The following is a 21,577-nucleotide window of genomic DNA, read 5'->3' as shown; positions in this document are numbered from 1 at the left end:
TGCATGGCAACGCGTCGTGGCGGCGGTCCGGAGCACGGGGGGGATGACGTGATGGGACGCCTCCCTCGGGCGGGGGCGAAGCCACGGCCACGACGCGGCGTGCGGCTTCGCTGTGGTGCCGGACGGGCCGCGGCAAAAGCCGGACCCGTCACGTCTTGCGGCGCGAGGCCTGCGGTGCGCCGGGTGGCACGCCGCAGGCGATCGCCGCGCCTGCTCAGAAGTCCTGCTGCAGGCTCAGGTAGACGCCACGGCGCGGCGCCCACTGCGGCGCGAACACGCCGATGCCGCCGCCGTCGCGCAACTGGTAGTGGCGGTCGAGCACGTTGAGCACGGCCAGCTGCGCGTGCAGCGGGTGGCTGCTGGCCAAGGCGAAGTCATGGCCGGCGCTGAGGTTGAGCTGGAAGTACGCCGGCAGCTCGCCGCCGTTGGGCACGCCGTTGGCGTCGGTGCGCAGGCCGCTGCCGAACAGGTAGTCGGCGCCGACGTGGCTGTCCTCGGCCAGGGCGTAGTTGATGCCGCCGGAGGAGGTCAGCTTCTGGTCGTGGTCCAGGTGGATCCAGTGATCGTTGGCGTAGGCCAGCGCATCCGGGTCGAAGTTGTACAGGCTGGTCATTACCTGCTTGCCCATGGCCTTGCTGTAGGCCGCGTTGAAGTAGGCGTTGATGGGGCCGTTGCTGTAGTCGGCGCTGAACTCTGCGCCGCGAATGCGGCCGTAGCGGTAGTTGAAGGTGGAGTAGACGTAGGCGGCGCCGAACTGGCCTTCGTCCTGCAGGCGGTCGGCCTTGCGGTAGTAGGTGTCCAGGCCGAGGGTCAGGTGGTCGCCGACCATCTGCGAGATGCCCAGGTCGTAGTAGTCGCTGCGCTCGCTCAGCGGCTTGGTCGGGCCGCCCGCCGCCGACTGCTGGTTGGTGGTGCCGTCGTACAGGGCGATGTCGCTGGTGGAGATCAGCTCGGTGGCCGGCGGGGTGAAGTAGCGCGCATAGCCGGCGTGCAGGGTGGTGCTGTCGCTGGCATGCCAGACCACGCCCAGGCGCGGGCTGAGCTGGCCCTCGGTGGTACCGAAGGCCTTGTAGCGATCGCCGCGCACGCCGTAGTTGATGGTCCAGGCATCGCTCGGCTGCCATTCGTCCTGCAGGTACACCGCGTAGGTGCTGGCGTGGAAGCGGCTGCCGTCGGGGATGAACAGCGGCACGTCGCTGCTCTGGCTGCCGTCGTCGTTGGCCGGGAACACGTAGGCGTTGTTGCTGGCGTTGGCGTGTTCGAAGTTGCCGTACACGCCGTAGCGCAAGGTGTGGGTGCTGCCCCACGGCGTGGAGAAGTCGGCCTGCAGGGTGCTGGCGCGGTTGGCGCGCTGCACCTGCGAAGCGACGCCGTTGAAGATCAGGTCGCCGGCGATGTCCGGGGAGAACGCGACGCTGCTGTAGCGCTGGCCGGCCGACAGCTGGTAGCTGGTGTCGCCGAGCGCGCCCTGCAGCACCAGGGTGCCGAAGCGGGTGTTCTCGCGCTGGTTCTCGTCGAGCTGCGCGGAATCGAAGCTGTTGTTGCCCAGATAGGTGAACGCCGGCGTCTGCCCCGGATTGTTGGGGATCTGGAAGCGGTTGTTGGCGTAGCCGACCAGCAGGCTGAGCCGGGTGTTCTCGTTCAGCAGGTAGCTGAGGTCGGCGAAGCCCTTGCCTTGGTGGGTCTTGTCGTGGATCGGGTTGTCGCTGTCGGTCGGGTTCTCCATGCCGATGCGGTTCTGCAGGTAGTTGCCGCTGGCGAACCAGCTGAAGCGGCCGTCGCTGCCCCACCACGAGGCGTTGGGATTGAGCGTGCCGTAGGAGCCGCCGGTGATGCCGACGCTGCCGCCGTTGCCCAGTTCCACGCCGTTCTTGGTGGTGATGTCGACCACCGCCGCGGTGCGGTCGCCGAACTGCGCCGGCAGCGCGCCGTCGAGCAGGCGGATGTTCTTGATCGTGCGCGGGTCCAGGGTCTGGCCGAAGCCGGAGATGGATTCGGGAATCATCACGCCGTTGATGCGGTACTGCAGATTGGCGTGGTCGCCGCGCACATGGATGCCGCCGTAGGAATCCTGGACCACGCCCGGCGCCTGCAGCAGCACCTGGTTGAGCGGGGTGGAGGCGCCCAGCGGCAGGCGGGCGATGTCCTCGGCGGTGATCGCGTACTGGCTGCTGCCGATGTCCGGCGACAGCGCGTTGCGCGCGGCTTCCAGCTTGGCGGTGACGGTGACCGGATCGAGATCGACGGTCGGTTCGGTGGCAGCGGTGTTGTCGGCGGCGGCGTCTGCGGCGAGGGCAAGGCCGGGGGCGACCAGCAGGACCAGGGCGATGGCGGAGGAGAGGGGGCGACGTGTCATGGCAAGGCGGACCAAAGGGAAAGGAATTGTTACTTAATAACAGTGTGCTTTCGCAAAAACGCCGGCGTAGGCCGGAAGTCATGGTGGCGTCGCGGTGTTGCTTGCCATTCATGTCGCGGCGCTGCCGACATGACCGGCGTGCGGCGCTATGCGGCGCGCCCCGGCTCTGCGAACATCGCACACTGCCAAGGAGTCCTTTCATGAATCTGTCCGCCGCCGCCGTGTCCGAATCCGCCTCGTCCTCCTGGTCGCCCGCCAGTTGGCGCGAGCGGCCGGCGCTGCAGATGCCGGTGTATCCGGATCCGCAGGCGCTGGAGACCACGCTGACGGAGTTGCGGCAGTTGCCGCCGCTGGTGACGTCCTGGGAGATCTTCGCGCTGAAGAAGCAGCTGGCCGAGGCACAGGAAGGCAAGCGCTTCCTGCTGCAGGGCGGCGATTGCGCGGAGAACTTCAGCGATTGCGAATCCGGCACCATTTCCAACCGGCTCAAGGTGCTGCTGCAGATGAGCCTGGTGCTGGTGCACGGCCTGCGCCTGCCGGTGGTACGGGTCGGCCGCTACGCCGGGCAGTACGCCAAGCCGCGCTCGGCCGATACCGAGACCCGCGACGGCGTGACCCTGCCCAGCTACCGCGGCGACGTGGTCAACGGCCCGGAGTTCACCGCGCAAGCACGGGTGCCGGATCCGCGGCGCATGATCACCGCGCATTCGCGCTCTGCGATGACCATGAACTTCGTGCGTGCGCTGATCGACGGCGGGTTCGCCGACCTGCATCATCCCGAGTACTGGAACCTGAGCTGGGTCGGTTGCTCGCCGCTGGCCGACGACTACCAGAAGATGGTGTCCTCGATCGGCGATGCGGTGCGTTTCATGGAGACCCTCTCCGGCGCGCAGTTGTACAACCTCAATCGCGTCGATTTCTACACCTCGCACGAGGCCTTGCTGCTGCCCTACGAGGAAGCGCTGACCCGCGAGGTGCCCCGGCAGTGGGGCTGGTTCAACCTCAGCACGCACTATCCGTGGATCGGCATGCGCACCGCGGCGCTGGACGGCGCGCACGTGGAGTATTTCCGCGGCATCCGCAATCCGATCGCGATCAAGGTCGGGCCGTCTGCGCAGCCGGACCAGTTGCTGCGGCTGATCGACGTGCTCAATCCGGAAGACGAGCCGGGCCGGCTGACCTTCATCCACCGCATGGGCGCGGCGCAGATCGCCGAGAAGCTGCCGCCGCTGCTGGACGCGGTGAAGCGCGACGGCCGCCGCGTGTTGTGGGTGTGCGATGCGATGCACGGCAACACCGAGAGCACCAGCAACGGCTACAAGACCCGGCGCTACCAGAACGTCCTGGGCGAGGTGGAGCAGTCGTTCGACATCCACGCCGCGGCCGGCACCCGCCTGGGCGGCGTGCATCTGGAACTGACCGGCGAGGACGTCACCGAGTGCACCGGCGGCGCGCGCGAACTGACCGAGCGCGACCTGGAGCGCGCCTACCGCTCCAGCGTCGATCCGCGGCTGAACTACGAGCAGTCGCTGGAGATCGCGATGGCGATCGTGCGCAAGCAGAACGGGCGCCACGTCGCCACGCCGCTCGCGTAGTCGTTGGCGTCATGCGCCGTCGCGCAGTATGCGCGTCGGTGCTGCGCTGGCGCTGGGCACGGACCTGTGCGGGGCCATTGCATCTGCATGCACTGCGCGTGGCGGCGTCTCGCTGCAACTGACAACCCGTTTCGCAGAATTGTGCGCACACGCGCCGACGCCTGCTGCGGCTGCCATTGCCCGGCGCCGCACCGTGCGTGCTCGACATCGCGCTAATCCCCGCACTGCCAGACTGTCGCGACTCCTCCCCCCAACAAAGGAGCGCAACTTGACCCTCGATCTTCACTGGGTGCCCTGGCGTGCCTACACGGTGCCGATCGGCGCCGCATTGATTCTCGGCTTCCTGGCCTGGTGGCTGCTGTTGCGCATCGCCCAGCGCATGCGCGGCCGCGACTACCGGCGTGCGCGCATCGTGCGCGTGGTCAGCGTGCCGGTCGCCTTCCTGCTGCCGATGCTGATGCTCAGCTTCGCGCTCGAATCCACGCCGCTGGACGAGAAGGCGCTGACCGACCTGCAGCACCTGCTGCACATCGGCATGATCGGTTGCGTGACCTGGTTGCTGGTGCGCGGCGTGGCGGCGCTGGAAACGGCGATCCTGCGCAGCCATCCGATCGAGGTGGCGGACAATCTCACCGCGCGCCGCGTGCAGACCCAGACGCGGGTGCTGGCGCGGGTGGTGATGGGCACGATCATCCTGTTGGGCACCTCGATCGTCCTGCTGACCTTCCCGGCGGTGCGGCAGATCGGCACCACCTTGCTGGCCTCGGCCGGCATCATCGGCCTGGTTGCCGGTATCGCCGCCAAGCCGGTGTTCGGCAACCTGATCGCCGGCCTGCAGATCGCGCTGACCCAGCCGATCCGGCTCGACGACGTGGTCATCGTCGAAGGCGAGTGGGGCCGCATCGAGGAGATCGGCAGTTCCTATGTGGTGGTGCGGATCTGGGACGAGCGGCGCATGGTGGTACCGCTGACCTGGTTCATCGAGAACCCGTTCCAGAACTGGACGCGCAGCAGCGCCGACCTGCTCGGGACCGCGTTCCTGTGGCTGGACTACCGCACGCCGATCGCGCAGGTGCGCGCCGAGCTGGAGCGGATCTGCAAGAGCGAGCCGCTATGGGACGGGCGGGTTTGCGTGACCCAGGTGACCGATACCAGCGAGCGCACGATCCAGGTGCGCCTGCTGGTCAGCGCGCGCAACTCCGGCGATGCCTTCGACCTGCGCTGCATCGTGCGCGAACGCATGCTGGACTTCCTGGTGCGCGAGCACCCTTACGCCTTGCCGCTGCTGCGCGCCGAAGTGGCGCCGGAGCCGGTGCGGCTGTCGCATCCGCCGATACGCGCCAGCGACTCCGATGCGATGCGTTCGCCCGGTGCGGAGGATGGGGCGGGTGCCAGCGCTTCTGCCGTTCAGCGCGGCGCTGGGTAAGCAGCACCGCGCGCACGTTCCCGGCAGAGCACGTCGCCGGGGACGTGCTCTGCCGGCGACGGCTTGGCCTATCCGGCGATCACGTCAGTTGGGTTGCACTTCCCAGAGCTGATTGACGTTGCCCAGGCATTCCCACATCTGCGCGATGGCGCCATTGCGGGTGCCGCCGGCCGAGTCGTCCAGGCATTTGCCGTTCAAGTCGCTGCGGATCTCGCCGCGGATCCGCCAAGCTTGCGCGCTCGTGCCGGTGCAGGCGGCCATGCGCACGACGGTACCGTTCTGGGCCAGGTTTACCGCTTCCAGGCAGTTGCCGCCATAGCCGACGATCGACCCGTTCTTGCCGAGCTGCCAGATCTGGTTCTTGGTGCCGGTGCAGTCCCAGATCTGTACGGGCGTCCCGGTAGTCACGCCGAATTCCGCCACGTCCAGGCAGCGCCCGGTCGAGACCCGGATTTCGCCGGTCGCGGGGATGTACGACCAACGCTGGTTGGCGCCGCCGAGGTTGTCCCAGAGCTGGAGTCGCGCGCCATTGCCGGACCCGGCAGACACGACGTCCAACACCTTGCCGCCGGTGGCGATGAGCGAGGAACTGGTGAAGTGCCAGCCCTGGTTCTCCGTGTTCAGCGATTGATAGAGCTGGATCGGTGCACCACTGGCGCGGCTCACGCCGCTGATGTCGAGGACCTTGTCGGTGCCTTCCCCGCGCAGGCTGCGGCTGCCGCGCTGGAACGACCACTTCTGCTGGCGGAACCCGTTGCAGCTCCAGACCTGGACGGCCGCGGCGTTGCCGGTCGCTCCACCCGCGACATCGAGGCATTTACCGGAGGGGCCCATGACCTGGCCGGGCGAACTGGAATCATCCAGCGGCACCACGGTCTGCCGGTACTGGACGACGTTGGGCACCGTGGTGAGGAAGGCACGGGCATTGTCGGCCTGGTCCGGCACGCCGCAGGCTTGCCCGTTGCAGGTGGTGATCGACGGCGACGAGTACACCAGAATCTCGCTTTGCCCGTTGATCGCGTAGGCCATCGTGGTGTGGAAGCTGCCCACGTCACTGCGATGGCCGAAATTGAAGCCCGGCTCCTGGCCGGTTTCGTGCTGGTGCCCGGAGCCGAGCAGATGGCCGAACTCGTGGGCGAGGGTGCCACGGGTGCAGTAGTAACCGCCGTCCACGCCGTCGGAGATCACCGCGTATCCCCAGCGCGAATCGGTGCCGCCGGATTGCCAGGCCACACCGCAGCTCTGCTGGGCACCATTGAAGCGTCGCACCAGGCCAACCATGTCGGCGCCAAGGCGATCGCGCGCGTCGTGCAGCGGCACCAGCGCCGCGGCGGTGGCCTGGCTGACCCCGGTGAGTTCGTCGAGGGTGTTGTCGTTCAACGTGTTGTCCGGGTAGCTGACCTGCACGGTCCCGACCAAGCGATAGCGCACATTGATGTTGGCGTTGGCGAAGGACAGGTTCGCCGTCTCCACCAGATTGGTGAGCACGGTGTCGATCGCCGTGATGCCGCCGCGGTAGTCCCGATAGCCGGGCGTATAGCCGAGCAACACGTCGATCGTGTTGGTCGAGGTGCTGCCCGCCTGCGCGTTGACCTGCGCCAGGCTGCTGTACCCGGCGATGTAGCCCTGTGCGGTGTCGCCGGCGGGCAGGTGGATGACCGCATCGGCCAGGCGCCGCCCGTCCGTGCGGCTTCCGGCGGAATGCAGGTCGGCGCTGGCCGCCGCCATGATGTAAGGCTTTCCTTCGATCGTGGTGAGCTGGTAGGTCATGCCATCGATGGTGCCCAGCGACCCGAACACCGCGTCCTTGCCGAAGCTGATGACCGTTTCGTTGCCCAGCGGTTGGCCGTCCGCCCGGCCGACCCAGGTCCAGATGCCGCCCTTGGCGTCGCGCCGGCTCAGGAAGCCGATCCGCAGGTTCTTTCCATCGGGCGTGGGCAACGTCATCGTGCCGTCGACGCTGGCCTTGATGGCATGCGCCTCGCTGACGGTGATCGGGTACAGGGCGAACGCGCCGTCGTGTCCGGTCGGGGTGCGGCTGGTATAGCGGATCAGCGCGCCGCTGTCTTTCGCGTCGAACAAGGCGGCGTGCTGTACGGCGGCCGCTGCCGTGGCGGCCGTGCCATTAGCCAGGGCCGTCGGCTGCTGCCTTGTCCGGTTGGACGCTGTGGTGCCCTTGTCGCCGATCGCACCGCCACAGGCACTCAAGCCCGCGCACAGCAGTGCGGCCACACTCCATCCCATCGCTTCTGCGAACCGCATCGGTGAATCCCCTATACCAGTCTCCGCCATCGGCCGGTTGGCCGCCATGGCACGCGTTCCGGACGCGCCCAAACTACGCCAAAACAGCATCGGCAGGTGCGGTCGATTCTGTAGACGAGTGAACGCTTTAGCGCAGCGAGAATCGCATTGCGTGAAATGCGTCCATGCACAACGTGATGGGAATTAGGGAATCGTGGCGGCTGGTCTGGTATCACGCAACACCCAGGCGCTGGGCGAATGACGGTGGCGATGCGCCGTGTCGAGCGACACGCTGCGGGAGCGGCGTCCCGCCTCTTGCATCGGGCAATGCAGCTCAGGCCCGAGGATGCCGCCGGCGCCGCACCAGATCGCGGGCCAGGATGCCGACCACGGCGAGGTTGATCGCCAGCACCGCCCAAGAGGCCCAGCCGGGGTGGCGCACGATCGCGTAGACGTCGAACGGCAGGTAGATGGCTGCGGAGATACAGCCCAGCAGCGAGGCCCAGGCCTTGGCGCGCCAGAGGCCCCAGGCCTCGATGATGTGCAACACGCCGTAGGCGAGCATGCCGGCGGCGGCCAGGTGCACCGCGCCGGGGCTGATCATGGTCAGCAGCGAGGGCAGGGCACCGTGGTCCGGATCCAGGCTGAAGCGCACGATCAGCTTGTCCACCCCCGCGCGCAGCGGGGCCGGACCCATCAGTTCCAGCCCCGTTGCCGCCAACACCGCGAGCAGGCCCTTGCCGGCCTCCAGCAGTGCGATCAGGTGCAGGCCCGGATGCGCATGCGGATCCGGGTTGTACGCCTTGTCGGCGGCCATAGGCGTGCGCTGCCGCTTAGCCCGCGCGACCGGCGCGCTTGCGCTCGTTTTCGGTCAGGTGCTTCTTGCGCAAGCGGATCTCCTTCGGGGTGACTTCGACCAGCTCGTCATCTTCGATGAAGTCCAGTGCCTGTTCCAGCGTGTACTTGATCGCCGGGGTCAGCTTGATCGCATCGTCCTTGCCCGAGGCGCGCATGTTGGTCAGCGGCTTGGTCTTGATCGCGTTGACGGTCAGGTCGTTGTCCTTGGAGTGGATGCCGACCAGCTGCCCTTCATACACGTTGTCGCCTTCGGCGGCAAACAGGCGGCCGCGCTCTTCCAGCGGGCCCAGCGCGTAGGCGGGGGTGGCGCCCGGCGCGTTGGCGATCATCACGCCGTTCTGGCGCTTGGCGATGGCGCCCTGTTCCTTCGGGCCGTAGTGGTCGAACACGTGGAACAGCAGGCCCGAGCCCTGGGTCAGGGTGCGGAACTCGTTCTGGAAGCCGATCAGGCCACGCGCCGGGATCATGTAGTCCAGGCGCACGCGACCCTTGCCGTCCGGCTCCATGTTCTTCAGCTGGCCCTTGCGGGTGCCCAGCTTTTCCATCACGCCGCCCTGGTGCTGTTCCTCGATGTCCACCACCAGCTGCTCGACGGGCTCCATCAGCTTGCCGTCGATCTCCTTGATGATGACTTCCGGGCGCGACACCGCCAGTTCGAAGCCCTCACGGCGCATGTTCTCGATCAGCACCGACAGGTGCAGCTCGCCGCGGCCGGAGACCAGGAACTTGTCGGCGTCTTCCAGCTGCTGCACCTTCAGCGCCACGTTGTGCACGGTCTCGCGCTCCAGCCGGTCCTTGAGCTGGCGGCTGGTCAGGAACTTGCCGCCGGACAGGTCCTTGTTGCCGGCGAACGGCGAGTTGTTGACCTGGAAGGTCATCGAGATGGTCGGCTCGTCCACGGTCAGCGGCGGCAGCGCCTCGGGGGCCTCCAGCGCACACACGGTGTCGGAGATGGTCAGCTCCTGGATGCCGGAGATGGCGACGATGTCGCCGGCCTGCGCGCTGTCCTGCTCGATGCGCTCCAGGCCCAGGAAGCCCAGCACCTGCAGCACTTTGCCCTGGCGCTTCTTGCCTTCGCGGTCGATCACCGCCACCGGCATGTTCTTCTTCAGCACGCCGCGCTGGATGCGGCCGATGCCGATCACGCCGACGAAGTTGTTGTAGTCCAGCTGGCTGATGCGCATCTGGAACGGGCCGTCCGGGTCCACGTCCGGCTTCGGCGCGTGCCGCATGATCGCTTCGTACAGCGGGGTCATGTCGCCGTCGCGCACGCTGTCGTCCAGCGAGGCGTAGCCGTTCAGCGCCGAGGTGTAGACGATCGGGAAGTCGAGCTGCTCGTTGGTGGCGCCGAGCTTGTCGAACAGGTCGAACACCTGGTCGATCACCCAGTCCGGGCGCGCGCCGGGACGGTCGATCTTGTTGACCACCACGATCGGCTTGAAGCCCATCGCGAACGCCTTCTGGGTCACGAAGCGGGTCTGCGGCATCGGGCCGTCCATCGCGTCGACCAGGATCAGCACGGTATCCACCATCGACAGCACGCGCTCCACCTCGCCGCCGAAGTCGGCGTGTCCGGGGGTGTCGACGATGTTGATGCGGTTGCCCTGCCAGGTGATGGCGGTGTTCTTGGCCAGGATGGTGATGCCGCGTTCCTTTTCCTGGTCGTTGCTGTCCATCACGCGCTCGGCCAGCACCGTGCGCTCGGACAGGGTGCCGGACTGCTTCAGCAGGCAGTCGACGAGGGTGGTCTTGCCGTGGTCGACGTGGGCGACGATGGCGATATTGCGAAGATTTTCGATGGACATGCGAAAGGGGGCCAGCCGGCGCCAGAAGGAAGGAAAGGAAGCCACCTAGTATACCCGGATCCCGTGGCGCCTGCCGGCGCCCGGCGGCGGCAGGCCGGGCAGGCCCGTTCAGGCGCCGGCGGCGGGCGCGGGCGAAGCCTGAACAAGGCGCCGTGTATCCTATGCGCCCCTCATGACGCCCCCGTTTCCAAGGAATCCCATGTCCCTGATCGCCCATTTCGACACCGCCCGCGGCCCGATCAAGATCGAGCTGTATCCCGACAAGGCCCCGCTGACCGTGGCCAACTTCGTGAACCTGGCCAAGCGCGGCTTCTACGACGGGCTGAACTTCCACCGCGTGATCGCCGACTTCATGATCCAGGGCGGTTGCCCGGAAGGCTCCGGCCGCGGCGGCCCGGGCTACCGCTTCGAGGACGAAACCAACAACGGCGTGCGCCACGACCGCGGCGTGCTGTCCATGGCCAATGCCGGCCCCAGCACCAACGGCAGCCAGTTCTTCATCACCCACACCGCCACCCCGTGGCTGGACGGCAAGCACACCGTGTTCGGCAAGGTGCTCGAGGGCCTGGACGTGGTCGATAGCGTCGCCCAGGGCGACGTGATCAACAAGATCACCATCGAAGGCGACGCCGACGCGGTGCTGGCGGCCAAGGCCGACCGCGTCGCTGAGTGGAACCGCACGCTCGACGCCTGATCCGGCGCTGTCCGCGCGTCCGGTCCTGCGGCCGGGCGCGCAGACCCTGCGTGCTACCATTTCCCGGTTGATTGCCGCACCCGACCGCCGATGACGATGCGCCCCCTTGTGTTGTGCCTGCTGCTGCTCGTGATCGGCGGCGGCGTGCACGCGTGGTGGCGCAGCGCGGCCTCGACACCGTCGGCCTCACTGGCTGCCGGCGACCCGCGCCTGCTGACCGGCGACGACGGCATCGTCATGCTCGCCGCCGACTGGTGCGGCTACTGCCGCCGGCAACAGGCCGATTTCGCCCGCGCCCAGGTCCGCTACACGGTCCTGGACGTGGAGCAGGAGGCCGGCCGCCAGGCCGCCGCCGCGCTGGGCCTGGAAGGCGTGCCGATCACCGTGATCGGCCAGCACGTGGTCGAAGGCTACGACACCGCCGCCCTGGACCTGCACCTGCAGCCGCTGGGCTATCGCGTCTACTGATCCACCCCACCCACTTTCTTAGCAGAGGAATCCCCCATGAAAGCACCCGTTCGTGTTGCCGTGACCGGCGCCGCCGGCCAGATCGGTTATGCCCTGCTGTTCCGTATCGCCTCCGGCGAAATGCTGGGCAAGGACCAGCCGGTGATCCTGCAGTTGCTGGAACTGCCGATGGAGAAGGCCCAGGCCGCGCTGAAGGGCGTGATGATGGAGCTGGAAGACTGCGCGTTCCCGCTGCTGGCCGGCATGGTCGGCACCGACGACGCCGAAGTCGCGTTCAAGGATGCCGACATCGCCCTGCTGGTCGGCGCGCGTCCGCGCGGCCCGGGCATGGAGCGCAAGGACCTGCTGCTGGAGAATGCCAAGATCTTCACCGCGCAGGGCGCGGCGCTGAACAAGGTGGCCAAGCGCGACGTCAAGGTGCTGGTGGTCGGCAACCCGGCCAACACCAACGCCTACATCGCCATGAAGTCGGCGCCGGACCTGAACCCGAAGAACTTCACCGCCATGCTGCGCCTGGACCACAACCGCGCGCTGAGCCAGCTCTCGCTCAAGCTCGGCAAGCCGGTCGGCGGCATCGAGAAGCTGGTGGTGTGGGGCAACCACAGCCCGACCATGTACCCGGACTACCGCTTCGCCACCGCCGACGGCGCCTCCATCGCCGATGCGATCAACGACCAGGAATGGAACGCCGGCACCTTCATCCCGACCGTGGGCAAGCGCGGCGCGGCGATCATCGAAGCGCGCGGCCTGTCCTCGGCCGCCTCGGCCGCCAACGCCGCCATCGACCACGTGCGCGACTGGGTGCTGGGCAGCAACGGCAAGTGGGTGACGATGGGCGTGCCGTCCGACGGCTCCTACGGCATCCCGGAAGGCGTGATCTTCGGTTTCCCGGTCACCACCGAGAACGGCAAGTACACCATCGTCAAGGATCTGCCGATCGACGACTTCAGCCAGAAGTACGTCGACAAGACCCTGGCCGAACTGGAAGAAGAGCGCAGCGGCGTGGCCCACCTGCTGGGCTGATCGCCACCGCGATCGCGTCGTCACGGAACGCCGGGCCCCGCCCGGCGTTTCGCGTTGTGGGAAGCCCAACATGATGAATCTGATCCACTGGCGGCTGTACGTCGCCGTCGTCGAGTGCGGCAGCATCAGTGCCGGCGCCGCGCGCTGCGGCATCACCCAGTCCGGCGCCAGCCAGGCCATCGCGCAGATGGAGCACGTGCTGGGCGCGGCGCTGCTGTTGCGCGAGCGCGGGCGGATCCAGCCGACGCCGTTCGGAGCGCGTGCGCTGGAGCATGCGCGGGCGATGCTGGCCGAGCTGGCGCACATGCAGGCGCTGGCCAGGGCGCAACGTGCGCCCGCCGCGCCGTCGCTGCGGGTGGCCGGGTTCGCCTCGTCGAGGCCCTGGCTGGCGCCGCGCCTGCGCGCGTTCGAGCGGGCGCATCCGGACACGGGCGTGGTCTGGCTGGAAGGCAGCGACGAAGAGGTCGAGGCCTGGCTGGCGGCCGGCAACGTCGACCTGGGCGTGGTGCTGGATCCGGCGCCGGAGCGCGATGCCACGGTGTTCGGCGAGGACGAGTGGCTGGCGGTACTGCCGCCGGCGCTGGCGCGTCCGCAGGCGCGCGACATCGCCCTGACGGAGCTGCTGGCGCTGCCGTTCGTACTGGCTACCGGCGGTTGCTGGTTGCATGCGCAGCGCCTGGCCGAGCGTGAGGGACTGGCGATCGCCGACCTGCGCCTGCAGGTGCGCGACTGGTCCAGCGCGTGGACCCTGGTGCGCGATGGCGCGGGCGCCAGCCTGCTGCCGGCGTCGGTGCTGCCGGCCGAGCGCGACGGCGTGCAGGTCCTGCCGTTGCAGCCGCGGCTGCAGCGCCGCTTCGCATTGGTCGCTGCTGCACACGTGGCACCGGCCGCGTTGCAACTGCGCGGGTTCCTGGACGAAGCCATTAGCAGCGCTACTGGCGCGCCCTGACATTCTTGTTTCTCGACAGGCCCCCGTGCCGCGCACACTGCGCGCGCCGACTGTCCGGTGTTCCTGCGAGACCGTTTCGATGCACCTCTATGCCGCTCCTGGCGCCTGTTCCCTGGCGCCGCACATCGTGCTGCGCGAACTGCAGTTGCCGTTCCGGCTGGTGCGGGTGGACAACCGCAGCAAGCGTACCGCCGAGGGCGAGGATTTCCGGGCGATCAATCCCAAGGGTTATGTGGCCGCGCTGCAACTGGACGACGGCCAGGTGCTGACCGAGGGGCCGGCGATCCTGCTGTACCTGGCCGACCGCTGTCCGCAGGCGGCATTGGTGCCACCGGCGGAGGCAGGCGCCTTGCCGCGCTATCGCCTGTACGAGTGGCTGGCCTTCATCAACAGCGAACTGCATGCCGGCAGCGTGCCGCTGTTCGATGCCGGGCTGGCGCCGGAGCGGCGCGCCGCGGTCGCCGCCCGCCTGCTGCAGCGCTATGGCCATGCCGAGACCGCGCTAAGCGCGCGGGCGTACCTGCTCGGCGAGCGCTTCGGCGTGGCCGATGCCTACCTGTTCACCGTACTCGGTTGGCTGCCGCGGTTCGGCTTGTCGCTGGACGCGCATCCGGCGTTGGCCGCCTACACGGCGCGCATCGCGCAGCGTCCCAGTGTGGTGGCGGCGCTGGCCGCCGAGCAGGCGCTGGCGCCGTCCTGAGCCGGGGCGGCGCGGTCCGGCCGGGCATGACCTTCGGCGCTCGGCCGCTGCGCGGCGGCCGTGCTACGTTGCCGACGCCATTCGAAAGGGGGTTTCGATCATGCTCATGCCGTTCCGCTGGGTCGGCGCGCTGGCGCTCGCCAGTGCGTTGCCTGTTGCCGCCCATGCCGCCACCGCCGACAGCGGTTACCGGCAACCGCCCGAGCCGCTGCTGGGCGTGATGCGCGCGCCGCTCAATCCGTCGCCGCGGCTGGACCCGACCGGGCGCACCCTGCTGCTGGTGGAGCGCCAGGCCTACCCGCCGATCGCGCGCGTCGCCGAGCCGTACCTGAAACTGGCCGGGGTGCGCGTGGAGCCGCGCACCCATGCGCGCCACGACATGTCCAACGGCTACGGCATCCGCGCCTGCCTGGATGGCTTCAGCCTGGTCGATGTGGCCAGCGGCAAGCAGACCCCAGTGACCCTGCCGGCCGGCGCCTGTCCGGCACAACCGGTGTGGTCGCCGGATGGCCGCCGCTTCGCCTTCAACAACACCGCGGCCGACCGCGTCGAACTGTGGCTGGGCGATGTCGCCACCGGCGCAGTGCGCCGCATCGACGGCGTGCAGCTCAACCCCGTGCTGGGCGGCGAGATCCAGTGGCTGGGCGGCAGCGACACGCTGCTGGTGCGCACGGTGCCGCAGGATCTGGGCGCGGCGCCGGTGAAGGCGGCGGTGCCGCCGGGGCCGGAGGTCAAGGAAGCGATCCGCGGCAAGGGCGAGAGCAGCACCTACGAGGCCCGCGACACCCTGTCCAGCCCCGAGGACGAGGCACAGTTCACCTACTACGCCACTTCGCAGCTGGTCACCGTGGATGCCGCCAGCGGCAAACTGCGCACGATCGGCAAGCCGGCGGTGTACTCGGTGGTCGACGGCGCGCCGGACGGCCGCCACGTGCGCGTGGAGCGCCTGCAGCGCCCGTATTCCTACGTCACCACCTACGGCCGCTTCGCCCACGACGTGGCGGTGCTGGACCTGGCCGACGGTAGCGAGCGCGTGCTGGCCAACCTGCCGGTGGCCGACCGGGTGCCGGTGCATGGCGTGCCGACCGGGCCGCGTGCCTACGGCTGGCGTTCCAACCAGCCGGCCACCCTGGTCTGGGCCGAGGCGCTGGACGGCGGCGACTGGAAGACGAGCGCTCCTGCCCGCGACAAGCTGCTGACCCTGTCGGCGCCGTTCACCGGCAAGCCGCGCGAACTGGCCAAGGTGCCCCAGCGTTACGCCGGCTTGAGCTGGTTCGCGCAGGGTGGGCAGGTGTTGCTGGACGAGTACGACGAGAACCGCCACTGGCGCCGCACCACGCTGTTGGACGCGGACCGCCCCGGCAGCGCCGGACGGGTGCTGTTCGACCTGTCCACCGACGACCTGTACGCCGATCCGGGCACGCCCGAGCTGCGTCGCTTGCCAAACGGCGAGTACGTGCTGCGCGAGGACAACGGCGCGCTGTTCTTGAGCGGACAGGGCGCCACCCCGGCCGGCGATCGGCCGTTCCTGGACCGCTACGACCTGGCGAGCGGCAAGACCCAGCGCCTGTTCCGCAGCGGCGCCGACGTCGACGAAGCCTTTGCCGGATTCGCCGGCGACGACACCAGCCGCCTGCTGACCTGGCGGCAGTCGCCGAGCGACCCGCCCAACGTGTACCTGCGCACGCTGGGCCAGGCGCAGCCGGCCGCGGCGGCCGGCGAGGCAGTGGTCGCCTCCACTCTGGCACCGGTGACCCGCTTCCCCGACCCGACCCCGGTGGTGCGGCAGATCAAGAAGCGCCTGGTGACCTACAAGCGCAAGGACGGCGTGGAACTGTCCTTCACCCTGTACACGCCGCCCGGCTACAAGGAAGGCACGCGCGTGCCGGCGATCCTCTACGCCTATCCGCTGGACTACGCCGATGCCTCCAAGGCCGGCCAGGTCAGCGGCGCCAACGACCGCGACTTCACCCGCCTGCATTCCTACCAACTGTTGCTGCTGGCCGGCTACGCGATCATCGACGATGCCGCGTTCCCGATCGTGGGCGACCCGAAGACCGCCTACGACACCTACCTGCAGCAACTGGTGGAGAACGCGCAGGCGGCGGTGGACAAGGCGGTGGCGCTGGGCGTGGTCGACCGCGACCGCATCGGCGTCACCGGCCACAGCCACGGCGCGCTGATGGCGGCCAACCTGCTGGCGCACACCGACCTGTTCCGCGCCGGCGTGGCCACCAGCGGCAGCTACAACAAGACCCTGACCCCGTTCGGCTTCCAGAACGAGCGGCGTTCGTTCTGGGCCGCGCCGGAGGTGTACGCGCAGGCCTCGGCGTTCTTCCACGCCGACAAGATCAACGAGCCGCTGTTGCTGGTGCACGGCATGGACGACGCCAACCCCGGCACCGAGACCACCCAGGCGCCGCGCATGTTCCAGGCCATCCGCGGCCTCGGCGGCACCGCGCGGCTGGTGCTGCTGCCGTTCGAACCGCACTGGTACACCGCGCGCGAGTCCAACGAGGACGTGGTGGCGGAAATGCTGGAGTGGTTCGACCGCTACGTGAAGCAGGCGCCGCCGCGTGCGGCGTCGGCGGCGAGCGCGGCGGTGCAGAAGCAGTAGCTGGGCGGTCCGGGAGCGTACGATGCGATCGATCCTGTTCCTGGCGCCGCTGTTCCTGGCGCTCACGGCATGCGATGCCGTCGACACGGTGAAGGATGCGTACGCGCATTCGCGGAAGGTGGCTGCCGACCTGGAAGCGTCGGTCGGCAGCAAGCCCCAGGTCGGCTTCAACTGGAAAAACGGCGCCCTGGACCAAGTCACGGTCAACTTCCAGGGCGTCCCGCACAAGCCGCTGGAGCAGATCGTACAACTCAGCAAGGCATCGGTGGTCGCGCGCTTCGAGCAGGCGCCGAAGAATGTGGTGGTGACGTTTACGGTGCCGGGGAAGTAGTGCCGCATCCGGCGATTCGTCCAGCCGACGCCGCGTTGCGGCGCGGCTCGATTCAGGCGTGAGGCAAGGCATGACCAGACCCTGCTATCCGGGTACAACGATTCCCGTCCGTCGTGGGGACCTGGTCAGGTGGCATGACGACGAACGCCCATCGCAAGTGCTCTTTGTCGTCAGCACTGGCGACTTTCCGCCGGAAGAAGACGTCGCCTCAAGAGAGTGGTTTCGGTCCGAGTTCGGCGAAGGCATCATGATCGACACGCCTGCCGCGGGTTGGGTACTTGAGTCGGAAGACTGTGTGAACATCGTCTTGCTGCGTGCGGTCGATGAGCGCGCCTGACGAAGCTCGTCCGGAGTCGATGGTATTTCGTAGTGTTGCTAGGTAACGGTGACGGAGCCATGCATGCATCGCGCCGATGACGTGGTTGAGATCGAGCGACTTGTGAAAGTGTTGGTCGCAGAGGGGTACTTTGCATATTGCAAGTGGGACGGCGCTGTGCCGATATTGTTTGCGCTCGGTCAGAAGAAGACTCACTCTGTCGACGTGCGACGTCGCGGTGGGCAAATTGCAGTGGAGTATTGGTTCGGGTATCCCGACGATGAACTGATGCGTGAAGAACTGTTCCAGAGCTTCGCCAAGACGGTCGCGCCGGTGCAGGCCTGGCTTGCCAAGGACGCCGCGAACTGACGCGCCGCTGCGGTAGTGTCGTGGCGCGCTCGGTCAACAGCTGCGATGGCATGCTTGCCATTGCATCGCGGCAGTTGATCCATGAACGGCATGCGTAGAGGAACGGGCGTGAGCAAAGCAGTGCGCAACAATTTCGATGCGCTGCGCTTGATCGGCGCGCTGCTCGTTCTGGTCAGCCATCAGTTTGCGCTTTCGGGGCGCGCGGAGCCGATGGTCGTCGGGGACCATTCGTTCGGCAACTTGGGTGTGCTCATTTTCTTCTCGATCAGCGGCTATCTGGTGACCTCCAGTTGGCTGAAGGATCCTCACGTTTTCCGGTTCTGTACGCGCCGTACGTTGCGGATGCTGCCTGCCCTGTGCGTGTCGATTCCGCTCACGGTGGCCGTGATCGCTGCGCTTGGGCTGACGGGATTCCCCGACAATCCCAGGCACCGGACGAACGGATCTCTGTGGACGATCAAGTACGAGGTCTGCTGTTACGCACTGCTTCTCTTGGCAGGTGTGGCCACCCGGCGCCCATCGCTGGTGTTGGCGATGGGGATCCTGTGCTATTTCGTGCTGTCGGGTGCACAGGGTGGGGAAAGCTTCCTGGCGGACTTCGGGCTGTTCTTCGCGGCAGGAAGTCTGCTGCGAGCGTATCCGCTGCTTCGCCAAGCGCTGCCGGGCCTGGTGTTCCTGCTGGTAGGCTGCGTTTTGATACGCCTCGACCAAACGACCCTGGGCCTTGCCTTCATCGTCCCGCCGCTGACGATGGCGATTGGCTTGCGCGCGTGGGCAGGCATGCGCGATGTCTCGCGATTCGGCGATCTTTCGTACGGCCTCTACATCTATGCGTGGCCGGTGCAGCAAATCGGCGTCGCGCTTCTGGGAAGACGGACGCCTTATCTCCACCTCCTATCCATCACCCTTGCTGCGACGTTCGCGCTGGCGGCCGCGTCCTGGCATCTGGTGGAAAAGAAGGCGTTGCGCCTCAAGCCCGATCGGCGGCCCGGGCGGTCGGCGGCACAGGGTGCAGAAGACGGCACAGACGCGTCGTAGGGTCCGTTACCCCGTTCAGGAGAGTGCTGGTGCTACGGCTGACCTAGGCGCTCTTGTCAGTTCCTTCGACCAAGGTCGGAACGACGCCCTCCCCGCCAAAGGACTATGCTCGGAGCCGGTGCACCGGCCTTGGGAGGGGCGGCATGGACTACGCGACGCTGTACCGACGTTCGATCGAGCAACCCGAGGAATTCTGGGCCGAGCAGGCCCAGGCGATCCACTGGGAGCGGCCGCCGCAGGCGATCCTGGAGTACGACACGCCGCCGTTCCGGCGCTGGTTCGTCGGCGGGCTGACCAACCTGTGCCACAACGCGGTGGACCGGCACCTGCCCGCGCGCGCCGCGCAGTTGGCGCTGGTCGCGGTGTCCAGCGAAACCGGGCAGACCCAGGAGATCACCTACGCGCAGCTGCACCGCGAGGTCAACGCCTTCGCCGCGGTGCTGCAGCGGCTGGACGTGCAGCGCGGCGACCGCGTGGTCATCTACATGCCGAACATGGCCGAGGCGGTGTACGCGATGCTGGCCTGCGCGCGCATTGGCGCGGTGCACTCGGTGGTGTTCGGCGGCTTCGCCGCGCACAACCTGGCGCTGCGCATCGACGATGCGAGGCCCAAGCTGTTGATCGCCGCCGATGCCGGCAGCCGCGGCGGCAAGCGCATCCCCTACAAGCCGCTGGTCGATGCCGCCTGCGCCGAAGCCAGTGCGCCGCCACCGACGGTGCTGATCGTCTCGCGTGGGCTGGATCCGGCGCAGCCGCGCGTACCCGGGCGCGACGTCGACTATGCCGCGCTGCGCGCCGAGGTCGGCGATACGCAGGTACCCGTGGTGTGGCTGGAATCCAACGAGCCCAGCTATCTGCTGTACACCTCCGGCACCACCGGCAAACCCAAGGGCGTGCAGCGCGACGTCGGCGGTCATGCGGTGGCGCTGGCACTGTCGATGCGCACGGTGTTCGACTGTGGACCCGGACAGACCATGTTCTCCACCTCCGATGTGGGCTGGGCGGTGGGGCACTCGTACAACGTGTACGGCCCGCTGATCGTCGGCGCGACCTCGCTGCTGTACGAAGGCCTGCCGGTGCAACCGGATCCGGGTGTGTGGTGGGCGCTGTGCGAGAAGTACCGCGTGCGCACCATGTTCTCTTCGCCGACCGCGATCCGTGTGCTCAAGAAGCACCCGGCGCGCTACCTGCGCGAGCGCGACCTGAGCGCGCTGCGCTATCTGTTCCTGGCCGGCGAGCCGCTGGACGAGCCGACCGCACTGTGGATCGGCGAAGCGCTGGGCAAGCCGGTGATCGACAACTACTGGCAGACCGAGACCGGCTGGCCGGTGCTGACCCTGTTGCCAGGTGTGGAACTGCGCTCGGTGAAACCGGGTTCGCCGGGCTTTCCCAATCTCGGTTACCGCACGCGCATCGTCGACGAGCATGGCGTGGAGGTGCCGGCCGGGCGCAAGGGCGTGCTGGTGATCGAACCGCCGTTGCCGCCGGGCTGCATGACCACGGTGTGGAACGACGATGCGCGCTTCCTGCGCAGCTACTTCAGCCACTTCGACACGCTGCTGTACAGCTCGCTGGACTGGGCGATCCGCGACGAGGACGGCTACACCTTCATCCTCGGCCGCACCGACGACGTGATCAACGTCGCCGGGCATCGCCTGGGCACGCGCGAGATCGAGGAAGCCATCGCCGGCCACGCCGACGTGGCCGAAGTCGCGGTGATCGGCATGCACGACGAATTGAAAGGGCAGGTGCCGGTGGTGTTCGCGACGCTGAAGCAGGTCGCGCCGGATGCTGCGGCGGTGGTCGAGGAACTGCGTCAGTGCGTGGTACAGCGGCTCGGTGCGGTGGCGCGGCCGGCGCAGGTGTATCTGGTGCAGGCACTGCCGAAGACGCGGTCGGGCAAGCTGTTGCGGCGTTCGCTGCAGGCACTGGCCGAGCAGCGCGATCCGGGCGATCTGTCGACGCTGGACGATCCCGGTGCGCTGGAGGAGATTCGCCGCGCCTTGCGCGGTTGACGCCGCATGACGACGCCGGCGCAGATGCGCCGGCGTTCGCGGCAACGCTTAGCTCAGGCCTTCGGCCTGCAGCGCGGCCTGCACCTGCGGATCGGCGGACATGCGTTCGAAATGCAGTTGCAGGTTGGCGCCGAGCGCGATCTGCTGCGCGCGCGCCCAGCGCAGGGTGACGAACAGGTAGGCGTCGGCGATGGAGCGGCGTGCGCCGCCCAGCCAGGTCTGCTGTTCCAGTGCGGCCTCCACGCGCGCATACAGCGTGCGCACACGCTCGCGTGCGTGTTCCTGGGTGCGCGCGATGACCGCGGCGTCGTCGAGATAGCGGGTGCTGCCGAACAGCGGATGAAACGCCGGATGCAGATCGGCATTGAGGAAGGCCAGCCAGCGCTGCACTTCGGCGCGGCTGCGCGGGCTGCCGTCGCCGACCAGGTGCGCGTCGGGCGCGAGATCGGCGATGTAGTTGAGGATCGCCGAATTCTGGGTGAGCACCCAGTCGTCCACCTGCAGCGCCGGCACCGCGCCGGCCGGATTGATCGCCAGATACGCCGGCGCCTTCATCGCGGCGGCATCGAGCAGCTTCAGTTCGAACGGCAATCCGGCCCAGCGCAGCGCGATGTGATCGGCCAGCGAACAGGCGCCGGGCTTGGAATAGAGTTTCATGGCAGGCGGCTCCGCATCATTCAGGACGCCAGAGCGTACCCGCTGCGCGGGGCGCTTGGCGATCACTGGCACGCCGTGCGTGGCGTGCGGGAGCCTGCGTCGGATGTGCCTGCGTGGCG

The 21,577-nt window shown here is 68.0% G+C and carries 18 protein-coding genes; 13 read left to right on the top strand and 5 right to left on the bottom strand.

Going from position 1 to position 21,577, the window contains the following annotated elements:
* Nucleotides 1-214 precede the first annotated feature (214 nt).
* Nucleotides 215-2,356, bottom strand: coding sequence for a TonB-dependent receptor (locus QN245_RS16635; protein ID WP_317843703.1), 2,142 nt, complete (start codon nucleotides 2,354-2,356; stop codon nucleotides 215-217).
* 200 nt (nucleotides 2,357-2,556) lie between these two features.
* Here QN245_RS16635 and QN245_RS16630 point away from each other — a divergent pair, with 200 nt between their 5' ends.
* Together QN245_RS16630 and QN245_RS16625 are read left to right on the top strand one after the other, a co-directional pair.
* Nucleotides 2,557-3,951: a class II 3-deoxy-7-phosphoheptulonate synthase gene (locus QN245_RS16630; RefSeq protein ID WP_317843702.1), complete on the top strand. Its 1,395-nt coding sequence runs from the start codon at nucleotides 2,557-2,559 to the stop codon at nucleotides 3,949-3,951.
* A 268-nt stretch (nucleotides 3,952-4,219) separates the two neighbouring features.
* Nucleotides 4,220-5,377, top strand: coding sequence for a mechanosensitive ion channel family protein (locus QN245_RS16625; RefSeq protein WP_184448279.1), 1,158 nt, complete (start codon nucleotides 4,220-4,222; stop codon nucleotides 5,375-5,377).
* A gap of 84 nt (nucleotides 5,378-5,461) precedes the next feature.
* Here the strand turns inward: QN245_RS16625 and QN245_RS16620 are convergent, their stop codons facing one another.
* The 3 genes from QN245_RS16620 to typA all read right to left on the bottom strand — a co-directional run bounded on the left by QN245_RS16620 (nucleotide 5,462) and on the right by typA (nucleotide 10,281).
* Nucleotides 5,462-7,609, bottom strand: a complete 2,148-nt coding sequence (locus tag QN245_RS16620) for a ricin-type beta-trefoil lectin domain protein (RefSeq protein ID WP_317843701.1) — start codon at nucleotides 7,607-7,609, stop codon at nucleotides 5,462-5,464.
* 343 nt (nucleotides 7,610-7,952) lie between these two features.
* Nucleotides 7,953-8,435 carry a DUF2127 domain-containing protein gene (locus QN245_RS16615; RefSeq protein ID WP_184448277.1) on the bottom strand — a complete coding sequence of 161 codons (483 nt, stop codon included), beginning with the start codon at nucleotides 8,433-8,435 and terminating at the stop codon, nucleotides 7,953-7,955.
* A 16-nt stretch (nucleotides 8,436-8,451) separates the two neighbouring features.
* Nucleotides 8,452-10,281, bottom strand: coding sequence for a translational GTPase TypA (gene typA / locus QN245_RS16610; RefSeq protein ID WP_160967035.1), 1,830 nt, complete (start codon nucleotides 10,279-10,281; stop codon nucleotides 8,452-8,454).
* Nucleotides 10,282-10,480: 199 nt separating this feature from the next.
* Between typA and QN245_RS16605 the strand changes: the two genes are divergently transcribed.
* The 11 genes from QN245_RS16605 to prpE all read left to right on the top strand — a co-directional run bounded on the left by QN245_RS16605 (nucleotide 10,481) and on the right by prpE (nucleotide 20,801).
* Entirely contained in the window at nucleotides 10,481-10,975 is a 495-nt protein-coding gene (locus QN245_RS16605) for a peptidylprolyl isomerase (protein ID WP_048490063.1), read from the top strand.
* A gap of 90 nt (nucleotides 10,976-11,065) precedes the next feature.
* On the top strand, nucleotides 11,066-11,443 hold the full coding sequence (locus tag QN245_RS16600) for a glutaredoxin family protein (RefSeq protein ID WP_317843700.1): 378 nt from the start codon (nucleotides 11,066-11,068) through the stop codon (nucleotides 11,441-11,443).
* 36 nt (nucleotides 11,444-11,479) lie between these two features.
* The gene (locus QN245_RS16595; protein WP_010340467.1) at nucleotides 11,480-12,466 is read left to right on the top strand and encodes a malate dehydrogenase; all 987 of its coding nucleotides are present in this window, start codon (nucleotides 11,480-11,482) and stop codon (nucleotides 12,464-12,466) included.
* A gap of 70 nt (nucleotides 12,467-12,536) precedes the next feature.
* Nucleotides 12,537-13,415 (top strand): LysR family transcriptional regulator, encoded by an 879-nt coding sequence (locus QN245_RS16590; RefSeq protein ID WP_317843699.1) that lies wholly within the window; start codon nucleotides 12,537-12,539, stop codon nucleotides 13,413-13,415.
* A gap of 79 nt (nucleotides 13,416-13,494) precedes the next feature.
* A complete protein-coding gene (gene gstA, locus QN245_RS16585) occupies nucleotides 13,495-14,115 on the top strand; it encodes a glutathione transferase GstA (protein WP_317843698.1) in 621 nt (206 codons plus the stop codon).
* Nucleotides 14,116-14,215: 100 nt separating this feature from the next.
* Nucleotides 14,216-16,732 carry a S9 family peptidase gene (locus QN245_RS16580; RefSeq protein ID WP_317843697.1) on the top strand — a complete coding sequence of 839 codons (2,517 nt, stop codon included), beginning with the start codon at nucleotides 14,216-14,218 and terminating at the stop codon, nucleotides 16,730-16,732.
* A gap of 22 nt (nucleotides 16,733-16,754) precedes the next feature.
* Entirely contained in the window at nucleotides 16,755-17,063 is a 309-nt protein-coding gene (locus tag QN245_RS16575) for a hypothetical protein (protein ID WP_317843696.1), read from the top strand.
* A 70-nt stretch (nucleotides 17,064-17,133) separates the two neighbouring features.
* Entirely contained in the window at nucleotides 17,134-17,400 is a 267-nt protein-coding gene (locus QN245_RS16570) for a hypothetical protein (RefSeq protein WP_160967047.1), read from the top strand.
* Nucleotides 17,401-17,463: 63 nt separating this feature from the next.
* The gene (locus QN245_RS16565) at nucleotides 17,464-17,748 is read left to right on the top strand and encodes a hypothetical protein (RefSeq protein ID WP_317843695.1); all 285 of its coding nucleotides are present in this window, start codon (nucleotides 17,464-17,466) and stop codon (nucleotides 17,746-17,748) included.
* A gap of 108 nt (nucleotides 17,749-17,856) precedes the next feature.
* Nucleotides 17,857-18,786 (top strand): acyltransferase family protein, encoded by a 930-nt coding sequence (locus QN245_RS16560; RefSeq protein ID WP_317843694.1) that lies wholly within the window; start codon nucleotides 17,857-17,859, stop codon nucleotides 18,784-18,786.
* Between the two features lie 143 nt (nucleotides 18,787-18,929).
* A complete protein-coding gene (gene prpE / locus QN245_RS16555; RefSeq protein WP_160967053.1) occupies nucleotides 18,930-20,801 on the top strand; it encodes a propionate--CoA ligase in 1,872 nt (623 codons plus the stop codon).
* Between the two features lie 48 nt (nucleotides 20,802-20,849).
* Here prpE and QN245_RS16550 read toward each other — a convergent pair whose 3' ends face one another.
* Nucleotides 20,850-21,458 (bottom strand): glutathione S-transferase N-terminal domain-containing protein, encoded by a 609-nt coding sequence (locus tag QN245_RS16550; protein WP_317843693.1) that lies wholly within the window; start codon nucleotides 21,456-21,458, stop codon nucleotides 20,850-20,852.
* Nucleotides 21,459-21,577 lie beyond the last annotated feature (119 nt).

It is taken from the genome of Xanthomonas rydalmerensis (genome assembly GCF_033170385.1).
GTDB lineage: Bacteria > Pseudomonadota > Gammaproteobacteria > Xanthomonadales > Xanthomonadaceae > Xanthomonas_A > Xanthomonas_A rydalmerensis.
Note: the sequence above shows the minus strand (reverse complement) of the source record. Positions and strands in the feature narration are given on the sequence as shown.